At 71.2% G+C, this 14253-nt stretch carries 12 protein-coding genes; 8 read left to right on the forward strand and 4 right to left on the reverse strand.

From position 1 onward, the window contains the following. The first annotated feature begins 27 nt into the window (after positions 1-27). The 5 genes from ACFSKW_RS47310 (at position 28) to ACFSKW_RS47330 (ending at position 6155) form a co-directional block, all read left to right on the forward strand. Positions 28-720: a DUF4097 family beta strand repeat-containing protein gene (locus ACFSKW_RS47310; RefSeq protein ID WP_379581183.1), complete on the forward strand. Its 693-nt coding sequence runs from the start codon at positions 28-30 to the stop codon at positions 718-720. Positions 721-793: 73 nt separating this feature from the next. Then, positions 794-2239: a GTPase HflX gene (gene hflX, locus ACFSKW_RS47315; protein ID WP_379581210.1), complete on the forward strand. Its 1446-nt coding sequence runs from the start codon at positions 794-796 to the stop codon at positions 2237-2239. Between the two features lie 431 nt (positions 2240-2670). After that, positions 2671-3879, forward strand: a complete 1209-nt coding sequence (gene hutI, locus ACFSKW_RS47320; RefSeq protein WP_379581184.1) for an imidazolonepropionase — start codon at positions 2671-2673, stop codon at positions 3877-3879. A gap of 13 nt (positions 3880-3892) precedes the next feature. Continuing rightward, entirely contained in the window at positions 3893-4711 is an 819-nt protein-coding gene (locus ACFSKW_RS47325) for a DegV family protein (RefSeq protein ID WP_379581185.1), read from the forward strand. A 589-nt stretch (positions 4712-5300) separates the two neighbouring features. After that, positions 5301-6155, forward strand: a complete 855-nt coding sequence (locus ACFSKW_RS47330) for a ComEA family DNA-binding protein (protein ID WP_379581186.1) — start codon at positions 5301-5303, stop codon at positions 6153-6155. A 495-nt stretch (positions 6156-6650) separates the two neighbouring features. Here the strand turns inward: ACFSKW_RS47330 and ACFSKW_RS47335 are convergent, their stop codons facing one another. Then, positions 6651-6782 carry a hypothetical protein gene (locus ACFSKW_RS47335; protein WP_379581187.1) on the reverse strand — a complete coding sequence of 44 codons (132 nt, stop codon included), beginning with the start codon at positions 6780-6782 and terminating at the stop codon, positions 6651-6653. A 358-nt stretch (positions 6783-7140) separates the two neighbouring features. Between ACFSKW_RS47335 and ACFSKW_RS47340 the strand changes: the two genes are divergently transcribed. Continuing rightward, positions 7141-9300, forward strand: a complete 2160-nt coding sequence (locus ACFSKW_RS47340; protein ID WP_379581188.1) for a ComEC/Rec2 family competence protein — start codon at positions 7141-7143, stop codon at positions 9298-9300. A gap of 13 nt (positions 9301-9313) precedes the next feature. Here the strand turns inward: ACFSKW_RS47340 and ACFSKW_RS47345 are convergent, their stop codons facing one another. Together ACFSKW_RS47345 and ACFSKW_RS47350 are read right to left on the reverse strand one after the other, a co-directional pair. Next, positions 9314-9610 carry a DUF4440 domain-containing protein gene (locus ACFSKW_RS47345; protein WP_379581189.1) on the reverse strand — a complete coding sequence of 99 codons (297 nt, stop codon included), beginning with the start codon at positions 9608-9610 and terminating at the stop codon, positions 9314-9316. Between the two features lie 407 nt (positions 9611-10017). Then, positions 10018-10908 carry an SDR family oxidoreductase gene (locus ACFSKW_RS47350; protein WP_379581190.1) on the reverse strand — a complete coding sequence of 297 codons (891 nt, stop codon included), beginning with the start codon at positions 10906-10908 and terminating at the stop codon, positions 10018-10020. Between the two features lie 70 nt (positions 10909-10978). Between ACFSKW_RS47350 and ACFSKW_RS47355 the strand changes: the two genes are divergently transcribed. Next, positions 10979-11917, forward strand: a complete 939-nt coding sequence (locus ACFSKW_RS47355; RefSeq protein WP_379581191.1) for an AraC family transcriptional regulator — start codon at positions 10979-10981, stop codon at positions 11915-11917. 670 nt (positions 11918-12587) lie between these two features. Further along, positions 12588-13526, forward strand: a complete 939-nt coding sequence (gene holA, locus ACFSKW_RS47360) for a DNA polymerase III subunit delta (RefSeq protein ID WP_379581192.1) — start codon at positions 12588-12590, stop codon at positions 13524-13526. A gap of 198 nt (positions 13527-13724) precedes the next feature. Here holA and ACFSKW_RS47365 read toward each other — a convergent pair whose 3' ends face one another. Then, a complete protein-coding gene (locus ACFSKW_RS47365; RefSeq protein ID WP_379581193.1) occupies positions 13725-14138 on the reverse strand; it encodes a MarR family winged helix-turn-helix transcriptional regulator in 414 nt (137 codons plus the stop codon). Positions 14139-14253: the final 115 nt, after the last annotated feature.

Here is a 14253-nt window from a genome sequence, read left to right on the forward strand (position 1 = left end):
TTTCCTTCGCGGGGAGACCATGGAGAGATGAAGGCGAAAGGCGTGATCGCCCTGGGCGCGCTGGTGGCTTCGGCCACGGCGCTGACGGGCTGCGGCTTTGTCGGGACGGGCACGGCGGAGGACGAGAAGACCGAGACCTACGTGGTGTCGGAGAAGGTCGCCGGTCTGGCCGTCGACAGCGGGTCCGGTGACATCGTGGTCAACGAGACCGACAGGACCGGCATCAAGGTCACCGAGCAGCGGCACTGGCGCGACCACGAGCCCGAGACCTCGCACGAGGTGGCTGGGGACACCCTCGAGCTCTCCTACAGGTGCATGCAGAACGACAGCTGCTGGGTCGACTACACGATCGAGATTCCCAAGGGCCTGCGGGTCAAGACCGACGCCGGTTCCGGTGACGTCTCGCTGCGCTCGCTGTCAGGGGAGACCGAGGCGACGACGGGCTCGGGCGACATCGACGCCAACGGCCTCGTGGGCAAGCGCGTCCTCGCCGAGACCGGCTCCGGCCGGCTCGAGCTGAGGTTCGCCGCCGCGCCCGACAGCGTCGAGATGAAGGCGGGATCGGGCGACGCCACGCTCTATCTGCCGAAGGACGCGTACGACGTCACCACCGAAACCGGCTCGGGCGACGCCGAGGTGAAAGTGACCGACGACGCGGGCTCGTCGCGCAAGGTCACCGTTCGCACGGGATCGGGCGACGTGCGGGTCCTTCCTCTTTAACCAGGTGACTGACGGGCCGCATGTCGGGGATGATTCTGGGACGTCCGAACGTTCCCTATTAGAGATGACACGAATGCACAACGACTCCCGTACTCGCTACACGCGTGACTCCGCCGCCAACTCCGCCTTCGACGACGTCGAGCTCGGCGAGCTGGATCTGGAAGAGCGCCATGCGCTCCGCCGTGTGGCGGGCCTGTCCACTGAGCTTCAGGACGTCACCGAGGTCGAGTACCGCCAGCTACGGCTGGAGCGGGTCGTCCTCGTGGGCGTCTGGACCTCGGGTACGGCGGCCGAAGCCGACAACTCGCTCCTGGAGCTCAAGCTCCTGGCCGAGACCGCGGGCTCGGAGGTCCTCGACGGCCTCATCCAGCGGCGGCAGAGCCCCGATCCTGCCACCTACATCGGCTCGGGCAAGGCGCTCGAGCTGCGCGACATCGTCGAGTCGACCGGCGCCGACACCGTGATCTGCGACGGCGAGCTGAGCCCTGGCCAGCTGCGCCAGCTCGAGGAAGTGGTGAAGGTCAAGGTCATCGACCGCACGGCGCTGATCCTCGACATCTTCGCCCAGCACGCCAAGAGCCGCGAAGGCAAGGCCCAGGTCGAGCTGGCCCAGTTGCAGTACCTCCTGCCGCGCCTGCGTGGTTGGGGTGGCAACCTGTCCAGGCAGGTCGGTGGTCGCGCCGCAGGCGGCGTGGGCATCGGCGGCCGCGGTCCCGGTGAGACGAAGATCGAGCTGGACAGGCGCCGCATCCGCGAGCGCATGGCCAAGCTCCGCCGCCAGATCAGCGGCATGTCGACCGCGCGCGAGACCATGCGCGCGCACCGCGCGGGCCGCGAGGTGCCCGCCGTCGCCATCGCCGGCTACACCAACGCGGGCAAGTCCTCGCTGCTCAACCGCATCACCGGCGCGGGCGTGCTGGTCGAGGACGCGCTGTTCGCCACCCTTGACCCGACCGTCCGCAGGGCGCGCACGCCTGAGGGCCGGCTGTTCACGATCGCCGACACCGTCGGGTTCGTGCGGCTGCTGCCGACCCAGCTGATCGAGGCGTTCCGCTCCACGCTGGAGGAGGTCGCCGACGCCGACCTGATCCTCCACGTGGTCGACGGTTCGCACCCCGACCCCGAGGGGCAGCTCAGCGCGGTCCGCCAGGTGTTCTCCGAGATCGACGGCGCGCTCGACGTGCCCGAGATCGTGGTGATCAACAAGGCCGACGCCGCCGACCAGGAGGTGATCGACCGGCTCACCAGGAGCGAGCGCGACAGCATCGTCGTCTCGGCCCGCACGGGCGCGGGGATCGACGAGCTGATGGCCATGATCGAGCGCGAGCTGCCCAGGCTCGACCACGAGGTGTCCATGCTCGTGCCGTACGAGCGGGGTGACCTGATCTCCCGTGCGCACAAGGAGGGCGAGGTGCTCTCCGTCGAACACGTGGGCGACGGCACCATCCTCCACGCTCGCGTCCTGTCGAGCCTCTTCCACGAACTGGAGCAGGTGGCCAAGCCCGTCGAGCGGGTGTGAGCTGCAGAAAATCGCGCGGGGATTCCCCGCGCGATTTTCGCATTTTCGGACAAAAACGGCGGTGGTCCTTGAACGCTTGGATTGCTACCATAAGTCAAGCCTTACGACACTGATGGCGCGGGTATCGAGATGGCTGCTGCGAGTGATGTCGCCTGCGGGGGCCGATGGGGATTGACGGGGCTGAGCTGCCCCAAGGGACGCATACGTCGTTTTGATACGCATGCTTTCTTCCGAATAACCCTGTACAGCGAGCCGACCTGTGAAATAACGTAACTGAACTGAAATCGCCGGATCATGAGCCCGGCGACCGGTCACCGCACGATCGCTGCGGATGAGAGCAGGAGACCCCCGATGTCGGCCGGACCCGGAGCGGACTCAGTGGGCGCGGTAGCCGCCGCTCGCTCTCCGCTGCCCAAGTGCGGGGTGGTGCGATGACCGTTCGGCTGCTCACCAACATCGGCCGCATGTGGACAGGCAACGACGTCATCAGCAACGCGGCCCTTCTCGTACACAACGACCGCATCGCCTGGGTGGGCCGTGCGGCAGACCTCCCGCAGAGCGTTCCCGGCGTCGTCGACGACATCGTCGACGTCGACCAGGTCGAGAACCTCAGCGGCGCGCTCGTCACCCCCGGCCTGATCGACGCGCACACCCACCCCGTCTACGCAGGCAACCGCTACGCCGAGATGGCCATGCGCTCCAGCGGCTCCTCCCCATCGGCGATCAACGCGGCAGGCGGCGGCATCGGCTCCACCGTCACCGTGACCCGCGGCACCGACCCCTGGACCCTCTGCAACGGCGTGCGCGAGCGACTGCGTTCGTGGCTGCTCAGCGGCACCACCACGGTCGAGGCCAAGACCGGCTACCACCTCACCCGCGACGGCGAGCTCGCCGACGTGCGGCTCCTGCGCGAGCTGGAGAAGGAGCCGATGATGCCGCGCGTGCACGTCACCTTCCTCGCCGCGCACGTCGTGCCACCCGAGTACTTCGGCCGCCAGCGCGACTACGTCGAGGCCGTGGGCGCGTGGTGCGCCGACGCCGCCGCGGCGGGCGCCGACAGCGTCGACGTCTACTGCGACGAGGGCCACTTCACCACCGAGGAGTCGCGCTGGGTGCTGGCCTCGGGACGCAACGTCGGCCTGCTGCCCCGCGTCCACGCCGGTGCCTACAGTCGCCGCGGCGCCGTGCAGCTGGCCGCCGAGCTCGGCTGCGCCTCCGCCGACCTGCTGCACCACACCTCCGACGAGGACATCGCGGTCCTGTCCCGCTACGGCGTCCCCGCCGTCCTCTGCCCCGCCACCGCGATGCAGCGCGGCAGCCTCCCTCCCGTCCGCCGGATGATCTCCCAGGGCGTCACCATCGCGCTCGGCAGCGACCACAACCCCGGACACTGCGGCATCACCTCGATGGCGCTGGTCATCAGCCTGGCCGTGGCGGCCTTCGGCATGAGCGTCGGCGACGCGCTGCGGGCGGCCACCCTCGGCGGCGCCACCGTGCTCGGCGCGCCCGACAGGGGCGTCCTCGCGCCTGGCCGGCTGGCCGACATCGTGCAGTGGGACGCCGACCACGAGGGCGCCTTCGCCTGGTCCTTCGGGCTCAAGCCGCGCAGGGTCTGGCGGGGCGGAATGCCCGTCCAATAGCTAATCTCTGGGTATGTCGCCTTCGGTTGTGATCGTCACCGATTCCACGGCCTACCTGCCTGCCGTTCCCCCGGGGGTGACGGTCGTGCCGCTCCAGGTGATCGTGGGCGGCCGCCCGTACGACGAGGGGACGCAGGCAGGCATCGGCGAGTGGACCCCCGTGACCACCTCCCGCCCCGCCCCCCACCGCTTCGCCGCCGCCTACGCCGCCGCCTTCTCCTCCGGGGCCACCGGCGTGGTCTCCGTGCACCTGTCAGGCGACCTGTCCGGTACGGCCGAGGCCGCCAGGCTCGCCGCCGCCGAGGCTCCGGGCCCCGTCGAGGTCGTGGACAGCAGATCGATCGCCATGGGGCTCGGCTTCCCCGTGCTCGCCGCCGCCAGGGCCGCCGAAGCCGGGCGGACGCTGGCAGACGTCGTGACGATCGCCGCGACGTCGGCCGCCCACACCGAGACGTACTTCTACGTCGACACGCTGGAGTACCTGCGGCGCGGAGGACGCATCGGAGCGGCGGCGACGCTGGTCGGATCGGCGCTGGCGATCAAGCCGATCCTGCACCTGGAAGGCGGGCGCATCGTGCCGCTGGAGAAGGTCCGCACGGCCGCGCGGGCCATCGCGCGGCTGGAGGACCTGGCGGTGGCCACGGCGGGGGAGGAACCGGTCGACGTGGCGGTCCAGCACCTGTCGGCCCAGGGGCGGGCCGAAGCGTCGGCCGAGCGGCTGTCCAAGCGGCTGCGGAAGCTGGTACGGCTGAGCGTGGTCGAGGTCGGCGCGGTGATCGGCGTCCACGTGGGCCCAGGAGCGCTGGGCATCACGGTGTCACCCAGCTCCTGACCGTCCACAGGTGCTTCCGGGCCGGTTCGGTTGTCCACAGAACGCCGTTCTGCGCCTCGGCCCACGGGGCGGTCGGCCTACCTTTCCGCCTGTGCGGAACTCAGAGGAGAACGTCGAGCGAGCCGTGGCCGCGAGACGTCTGCAGAGGCTCTGGCGAGCCGAGGACGGCGCGTCAGGGCTGCCACTGGCACGCTCAGCCCTGCGGGGCGGCGATCGGCCTCCCACATCGCCTCGTTCCCCCCTCGACCCACCCCTTTCCCACCGAGCATCGAGCGACGTCCTGTCTTCCTCTCGCGGAGCGCCGAGCGACGTCCTGTCTTCCTCTCGCGGAGCGCCGAGCGGCGTCCTGTCTTCCTCTCGCGGAGCGCCGAGCGGCGTCCTGTCTTCCTCTCGCGGAGCGCCGAGCGACGTCCTGTCTTCCTCTCGCGGAGCATCGAGCGACGTCCCGCCTTCCGCTCACGGAGCGCCGAGCGACCGCAGGCCCCTCTTGTCGCGAGTCTCAGCCGACGACCCTGTGGGTCCCGTCGCCTCCCGCCTGGCGCCGGGCGGCCTTCCGTCTGTGGGTCGCCTGACCTCAGGTGACGACCCCGTGGACCCGCTCGTCTCCTCTTGGTCGTCGGGCGCAGGGGCATCGTCCTCGCGTCGGCCCACGGCCGCCGACCTCGGCACACCCGACTGGGACGTTGACGACGCCTTCGCGCCCTCGTCCTCCACCATCGGCCGGACGGGCCGCGACAGCCTTGAGCCCGGCCACGGTCGAGCGGGCGACGACGCCCCTGGCGGCATCTCGCCTCCTGTCCCCTCCTCCTTCGCCGCCTTCCGCGCTGCCGTCACCAACCAGGCGCCCGCCCTCGACCCCGGACGTCCAGGACTGCGCGTCCTTCTCGCCCTCGGTCTTGTCGCCGCCGTCGTCGGCGGAATCTACGCCTGGCGCTCCAGCCCCACCCCCGAACCCGTTGCCGCCCCATCCCCGATCCACGGCTCGGCCGCGCCCCCGTCGGACGTCGTCACCCCCACGACCACGCCATCGGTGATGGTCCACGTCGCAGGAAAGGTACGGAAGCCGGGCGTCTACACCCTCCCCGGCGGCTCCCGGGTGACCGACGCGGTCCAGGCGGCGGGCGGCGTTCGCACCGGCACCCCCACCGGATCGGTCAACCTCGCCAGACGTGTGGTCGACGGCGAGCAGATCGTCGTCGGCGCCCCAGGCGCGCCGAGCGGGGAAGGGACGATCGCCGCCGCGCCCGTCCCCGACGTCCTCGACCTCAACACCGCCACCCCCGACCAGCTGGAGCAGTTACCAGGGGTCGGCGAAGTGCTCGCGGCCCGGATCGCCGAGTTCCGAACGACCCACGGCGGATTCAGCAGCGTCGACCAGCTGCGGGAGGTGACCGGGATCGGTGATCGAAAGTACGCGGAGTTGAAGGACAAGGTCCGCGTCTGACGTGATCCGGATCGGCACGTGTGCGTACTGGCCCGGCCCCGCAGGCGTGCCCTGAGGAGTGGGGATACGCCGCGGCAACAGCCGTGGACCGCGTTCGCTCGGCCCCGTCATATCCGCACGGGGACGTGAGGGGTGGGTGTGTCCGCTTCAGGGTGGGCACGGCGCACGGCCAGGTCGGCTGGGTCGGCACGGTGTGCGGCTGGGTCGGCTGGGTCGGCACGGTGTGCGGCTGGGTCGGTACCTGGTGGCTGCCTCTGGTGGCGTGTCGGGGGCGTGGCGGGCGCGTGTCCGGTCAGCACAGGAGCGCGTTCGAGTGACAACGGAAGGGTGTGTTCGGGTGAGCGAGGGGGCGGGGCAACGAATGCCGCCGTCGAAGCGCGGCCACCCAGGCGCGTCGGCGTCGAGAGCCCCAGACGGTCATGCCGCTCGGCGCGGGGACGGGGAGTCTCCGGATGGTCATGGCGCTCGGCGCGGGGACGGCGAGTCTCCGGCGGCCTACTCGCTGGTTCTCGTGCTACCGGCGCTCGCCTCATGGGCGACGGCGTTGGTCCTGTTGGGCTGTCCCGCGCCGGTGGGTGCCACCTGCGCGGTGGTGGCCGCCGCGGGCGTGGTCACGATCCCGATCACGGTCGCGTGCCGTCGTACGCCACACCCACCCCCGCCTACGGCCGCGTCCCTGATTCCGCCCCCCGGCCTGTCCATCGAATCGCCCGCTCCGCGCCCATCCGATCTCCACGGCGCCCTCGTCGCCCCGAGCCGTCACCTCCGGAGCTCGGGCCGTCGCCTCCGGAGCTCGGGCCGTCACCTCATGGGCCTGGGCTCTCACCTCTGGGGCCGCGGCTTTCATGTCTGGAGCCTGGGTTCTCGCCTCTGGAGATGGAGCCGACTCAGGAACAGCGGAGCCGGGCAGGGCGTCTCACCGGCTCGTCATCTCCGGAAGCCCGACCGCGATACGGGGCGCCGGCGCTCCGGTGTCCGGGTCAACGTGGCCGTCGCCGTGCTCGGTTGTGTCGCCGCGACCTCGGCAGGGGTGGCGTTCCGGGTGCACGCCGTCACCACCGGCCCGGTCGCCGAACGGGCAGCCAGGGAGGCCGTCGTGCACGGCGACATCGTGCTCACCGGCGACCCCCGGGTGCGACAGGCGAAGGCCGCCTTCCACGGCGAGAGCGTGGTCGTCGACGCCACGCTCGAGTCCGTCGACACCCCGGACGGGCGGCTTGCCGTACACGCTCCCATCGTGGTGTTCGGGTCAGGTGGCGCGTGGCGGTCGCTCCTGCCCAGCCAGCGCCTGCGCGTCAGCGGCAGGCTGAGCTCCGCCGAGCCGGGCGAACTCGTCACCGCTGTGCTGCTCGTTCGTGGTTCGCCAGTGGTCCTGTCCGGGCCTTCAGGCCTGCAGGGAGTCGCGGGTGAGCTGAGGGCGGGGTTGCGCCGCGCGGCGGACGTCCTGCCGCCCGACCAGCGGGGTCTGCTGCCGGGACTCGTGGTGGGCGACGTGTCGCGCATGGATCCGAACGTCAGCGCCGACTTCAAGGACGCGGGCCTCAGCCATCTGACCGCCGTCAGCGGAGCCAATCTCGCGATCATGTCGGGGGCGGTGGTGGCGCTGTCGCGGTTGGCCGGGCTGCCGCTCGCTGTACGGGCGATGCTCGCGGCGGCCGCCATGCTCGCCTTCGCCGTCGTGGCGCGGCCTTCGCCGAGCGTGCTGCGGGCGCTGCTCATGGGGCTGGTCGGAGCGATCGCGCTCGGCACGGGCCGCGCCAGGGACGGTGTCGCGGCGCTGTCGGCGACTGTACTGCTGTTGATCATGTTCGATCCTGGCCTGGCCCGCGAGTACGGCTTCGCGCTGTCGGTCTGCGCCACTGGCGGCATCCTGCTGCTCGCGCCCCGGTGGCGCGACAGGCTGTCGGCCAGGATGCCGCGCTGGGCGGCCGAGGCCGTGGCCGTGCCCGCCGCGGCGCAGGCGGCGGTCACGCCCGTGCTGGTGCTCATGGCAGGACAGCTGCAACTGGTCGCGGTGCCCGCCAACCTGCTGGCGGGTCCCGCGGTCGCGCCCGCCACCGTCATCGGGTTCGTGGCGGCGCTGGTGGCACCCGTGTCGCTGGACCTGGCGCGACTGCTCGTCGTTCCCGCCGGCTACGCGGTCGGCTGGATCATCACGGTGGCTGAGCACGCGGCCCGCGTTCCCTTCGCGGGGCTCCCGTGGCCGGGCGGCCTGCCCGGAGTGCTCCTGCTGGCCGGGGCCGCCGCGGTGGCGGTACCCCTCCTGCGGCGCGCGGGCACGCGAACCATCGTCCTGATCACGGGTACGGCAGGCATGGCGACCGTACTCGTCGCGGGCCCGGTGATCGCCCCATGGCCGCCAACCCGGTGGCTGTTCGTGGCGTGCGACGTCGGCCAGGGCGACGCGCTCGCGGTCGCCGCGGGGCAGGGGAGGGCCGTCGTCGTCGACACCGGGCCGGATCCCGGTCTGGTGGACCGCTGTCTCCGCGATCTGGACATCAGAGAGGTGCCGCTGGTCATCCTCACCCACCCACACCGCGACCACGTGGGCGGTCTCGACGGCGTCTTCAGGTCGGGGCGACGGGTGGGCGCCGTCATCGTCAGCCCGGGTCGTGCCCCCGCGAGCGAGTCCGCGCGCATCTCGAACGACCTGATCAGACGCCGCGTCCCCGAATGGGTGGCCACACCGGGCGCCCGGTGGCGTTTCGGGCCGTCGGAGCTGAACGTGCTCGGCCCATCACCGGGCAAGCTGCCCAGCGGCCCCGGAGAGGGCAGTGTGATCAACAACGAGAGCGTGGTCGTCCTCGTGCGGTGGGCGGCAGGCTCCATCCTGCTCGGTGGCGACGTCGAGACGGAGGCGCAGACGGAGTTACTGCGGGCCGGTCTGCCGCGCGCTGACCTGCTCAAGGTCCCCCACCACGGGTCCGTACGGCAGGACCCGCGCTTCCTCGCCGCGATCGGCGCGAGAGCGGCGTTGATCAGCGTGGGCTCCGACAACGGATACGGGCATCCGGCGCCGCGAACGGTGGGGCTGCTGCATCGGCTCGGCATGCGCGTGTACCGGACCGACCAGTCGGGGGCGCTCGCCGTCATCGACCAGGCGGGCCGCCTCGCGGTGGTGTCCAGGGGGCGGCCCGATGGGTGATCGCCGGATCGCGCTAGATCCAGGTCTCGTGCAGGTGACGCCATCGCAGGCCATGGGGAGCGGTGGCGTCGCGGACGAAGACGACCGTGGCACGGCGGTCGCGTGGATCGGGGCCGTGGTGGTGCTCGTCGTACGTGGCGACGACCACGGTGTCAGCGCCGGCCACGACCCGCACATCGTGGATCTCGATCGTGAGGGAGGGCGCCGCGCCGTGGGCGGGCTCGATCATGGCCAGCAGGTGGGGCAGCGGCAGCGTCTGGCCGTCCGGGGTGGTGTAAGCGAAGTCGGGGGTGTGAGCAGCGGCGAACACGTCGAGTTCGGTTCGCGGGGCGCGCCCGGTGAGCCAGGCTTCGATGACCCTGTGGTGCCGAACGACCTCGGCACGGCACTCGACCTCCCCTACTGCGGAGACGCCCTCCTCCCGGGACGTCGGATGCGTGGTGGGCGTCGGATGGTGGCCTTCGGGGGTTGGGGGATGAGCTGGTTTCTCCAACTGTGCTGGGTGCGTGGTGGGCGTCGGATGGTGGCCTTCGGGGGTTGGGGGAAGGCCTGGTTTCTCCAACTGTGCTGGATGGGTGGTGGGCGTCGGATGGTGGCCTTCGGGCGATGGGAGGCGACCTGGCCATTCCGGCGGCGCTCGGTGCGTGGTCGGGAGTTCTCCTTCCGCGGGCGGGAGACGATCAGGGTACTTCGGTGGCGCGGGGTGGGGGTCGGTGGTCATCGGGCGATCTCCTTCCAGGGGCGGGAGGCGATCCAGTCGTGCAGCCGGGTGAGGCGGACGCCGAGAGTGTCCTCGAGACCCGCGGAGTTCTGGCCGTACAGGGTGCGGTCCTTCTCCGCGACCCAGCGGTACGCCCCCGCGATGGCCTCGGCGGTGGACGGGCCGAAGGCATGGGCGAGGCCCGCCTCGAACTCGCCGAGGTCCTGCGCGGCATACCGGACAGGCCGGCCGAGGACGGCGGCGAAGGCGGCGGAGAGCTCGGCTCCCGTCACCGCGTCCGGGCCGCCGAGGTCGAGGGCGAGCAACCGCGTGGTGCTGAGGAGATCGGGGCTGGTGAGGGCGGCGACGGTGGCGGTGGCGAGGTCGCCGTGGCTGAGCCAGGAGACCGGCACGTCCGCGGGCAAGGGATATGCCAGCACTCCCGCGTGGACGAGCGGTCCCGCCACCCAGGGCGCGCACAGGTTGTCCAGGTACACGGGCGGCCGCAGCACCACGGTCGGCACTCCCGAGTGCGCGAACACCGACTCCGCGGCCCGACGCGTCTCGAAGGCGCTCACCGGCGTCGGCCCTGACGGGACGCGGTTGCCGGTGTTGAAGACCAGGCGCCGCACACCCGCCTCGGTGGCCGCCGCGACGATGTTGCGCACGTACGACTCCACGACGGGAGCCTCGTAGACCATGGGAAGCAACACGCTGGCGTGCGTCACCCCGTCGAACGCCGCCCGCACGGCGGAGGCGTCCGCGAGGTCGCCGATCGCGGGCTTCACGCCCTCGGGGAGCCCCATGCCGGTCCTGGTGAAGCCGCTCACCGCGTGTCCGAGGCCGACCAGGCGTCGAGCCGTGCTGCCGCCCTGGGCGCCGGTGGCTCCGATCACAAGAATGTTCATGACGACCAGACTGCCAACCTCACCGATTACGATCCATAAAGACAAGTCTCAAAGGATTTAAGGATCGTCCGTGGATGAGGATCTCCTGAGCGAGCTGCTGGCGCCGCTCCGGCTGCACGGCGTCTTTCACAGCCGGTGGTCAGCGCACGCCCCGTGGGGAGTGGCGGGCGAGCGGGAGAACTGCGCGCTACTCCACTACGTGCAGGAGGGCGAGTGCACGGTCGAACTGCCCGAGGTCCCCGAGCCGATACGGCTGCGCGCCGGCGACCTGGTCGTCTTCCCGCACGGGGCCGCCCATCGCCTGGCCGATCGCCCGGGCGGGCCGACGGTGCCGCTGGCCTCGATGCTGCCCCGGCGCGAGCCTGGCGCGGTGCGAACGGTGGAGATCGACGGCCCTGGCGCGATCACCACGATGCTGTGCGGCGGACTGCACTACGACGGCGCGGCGGCCGCCCCGCTCTACCAGGCGTTGCCACAGGTGCTCGTGCTGGACAGGGAACTGCTCGAACGCCAGCCGTTGCTGTCCGGCACGCTCGACATGCTGGCGCGGGAGTGGGCGACCGGAGAACCGGGCGCCGCGCTGGTGGCGCTGCGGGCGTTCGAGCTCGCGTTCGTGCTGGCGTTGCGGGTGGCGTTGAGCGATCTGGACACCCCCGTGCTGCACGCCCTGCGGCATCAGGGGATCAGCAGGGCCTTGCTCGCGGTGCACACGAGGTTCGCCGAGCAGTGGACGCTGGAGTCGCTGGCGGGGGAGGCGGGGCTGTCGCGGTCGGCGTTCGCGGCCGGCTTCCGCGAGCTCGTGGGGGAGACGCCGATGCGGCACCTGACGGCGCGCAGGATGCAGGAGGCGGCGCGCTTGCTGAAGGAGTCGGCCCTGCCGCACAGCCGGATCGCCGAGCGGGTCGGGTACCGGTCGGGGGTGGGGTTTCACCTGGCCTTCCGCCAGTGGTGCGGGCAGACGCCGGGCGAGTACCGGCGCTCGGGCGGGACGCGGCGGGTGGAGCGCTGACGGTCGGCTTGGGGGCGGCCGTGAAACGCGGCTTCCGGCAGGCGGTGTCGCGGCGGTTCTTCGCGACAACGGGGTGGCGGTGTTCGTGTGGGACGGGTGGCCTGGTGCTTGTCGCGGAGGTTGGGCTGGTGTGCTCGGGTGTGCGGGCGCGGCGGTCTTCGCGGTGTGTCCTCGGTTGGGTGAGGGCGGGGTGGCGTTGATGTGGCGTTGGGCGCGGTGGGTGAGCTCGGTGGTCCCGTGGTGGGTGGTTGTCTGGCGGGCGGCGGGGTTGAGGTGGTCGGCGGTGTGGGAAGTCGGGTGGTTCCGTGGTGGGTGGTTGTCTGGCGGGCGGCGGGGTTGAGGTGGTCGGCGGTGTGGGAAGTCGGGTGGTTCCGTGGTGGGTGGTTGTCTGGCGAGCGGCGGGGCTGAGGTGCTCGGCGGTGGTGGGAAGGTGGGTGCGGGGATTCTCGTAACGGCGGCCGGGTGGGTGGGGGATTCTCGTAACGGCGGCCGGGTTCGTGGGCCCGCAGTAGCGTGATGGACGGGCGGTCAGCGGTGACCGCGGTGGCCTATTGGTTGCTTGCCGTACAGGGGAATCGACGGGGGTGGGCGCGCAGTAGCGTGATGGACGGGCGGTCACCGGTGACCGCGGTGGCCTATCGGGTGCTTGCCGTACAGGAGAATTGACCGCATGGTGACGTTGGTCGTCGGGGACGAGGAGTTGCTCGCCGAGCGGGCCGTCGGTGTCGTGGTCGCCGCGGCGAAGGCGCAGGACGCCAGCGCGGAGGTGCACGACCTGGTCGGCGGCAAGGTCGAGCCGGGCGAGCTGACCCGTCTGACCTCGCCCTCGCTGTTCGGCGACAGGTCGGTGGTGGTGATCAGGTCGGCCCAGGACCTGTCCAAGGAGACGATCGCCGAGGTCGTCGGCTACGCCAAGAACCCCGCTGACGACACGGTTCTCGTGCTGGTGCATCCGGGCGGCGTCAAGGGCAAGGCGCTGATCGACGGGATCAAGAAGACCAGGGCCGACGTCGTCACCGTCAGCAAGCTCACCAAGCCCGCCGAGCGCCTCGACTTCGTCAAGGGCGAGATCAAGCGTGCGGGCCGCACGATCACCGGCGAGGCGGCTCAGGCGCTGCTCGACGCGGTGGGCAACGACCTGCGCGAGCTGGCGGCGGCCTGCAGCCAGTTGGCGTTCGACACCGAGGGCAAGAGCATCGACCTGAACGCCGTCGCCCGCTATCACAAGGGCAGGGCGGAGGTGAGCGGGTTCACGGTGGCCGACTCGGCGGTGGAGGGTCGCCTGGCCGACGCGTTGGAGCAGGTGCGATGGGCGCTCGGCACAGGGGTGGCGCCTGTGCTGCTGGTGAGCGCGCTGGCCAGGTCGTTGAGGTCGCTGGCCAAGGTGAGCGGGGCGGGGCGCAACGTCCAGGCCGCGCAGCTCGGGATGGCCCCGTGGCAGATCAACAACGCCAAGCGGCAGCTCCGCGGGTGGGGGCCCGAGGGGTTGTCCGCCGCGCTGATGGCGGTCGCCGCGGCCGACGAGCAGGTCAAGGGCGGCGGCGCTGATCCTGCCTATGCGCTCGAGCACGCCATCCAGACGATCGTGGCGAGCAGGAACGGTCGCTGACGGAGCCGCCCACCCCGCCGAGGATCGTCTCCTGCGGGAGGGGAGTCTCCTGCGGGAGGGAAGTCCACCACGGGAGGGGAGTCTCCTGTGGGAGATGAGTCCCCTACTGGTGGGCGGGGAGTCTCCTGTGGGAGGGAGTCTCCTACGGGAGGTGAAGGGTGCCTGCCGGCGTCACGGAGGGCGACGGGTCGATGGCGATCACGACGGGCGGCGGGCGGTTTCGAGGCTGACCAGCATCCGCTTGAGGAGCCTGTCGAGCGCCTCCTGCTCGCCGGGTTCCAGCGCGGCCACCATCTCCGCCTCCGCCGTCGCCCTGACGGCCATCGCCGCCTGCCACAGGTCGTGTCCCTTGCCGGTGAGCGCCACGTCGACCCTGCGCCGGTCCTCCTCGCTGCGGATCCTGCGGACCAGCCCCGCCTTCTCCAGTGTGTCGATGCGTCCTGTCATCCCCGCCGGTGACAGCATCAGCTCGCTCGCCAGCTCCGACGGCGTGGCCTGCCGCGTGTCGCGGGAGGCGAGCCTGTGCAGGGTCTCGAACTCGAAGTCCTGGATCCCGACCTCGGCCAGTGCCGCCTCCTTGGCGAGGCGGACGTGCTTCACCAGGAGCTGCATGCGCGTGATGATCGCCTCCACCCGCTCGTCGTAGGGCGCCTTGCCGCGCCACCGCGACAGATGTTTGTCAACCGAATCAGACGTTGACGAAACATTCGCTGGCGAACTATTCTCC

Origin of the sequence: Nonomuraea mangrovi, from assembly GCF_042681425.1 — a bacterium.
GTDB lineage: Bacteria > Actinomycetota > Actinomycetes > Streptosporangiales > Streptosporangiaceae > Nonomuraea > Nonomuraea mangrovi.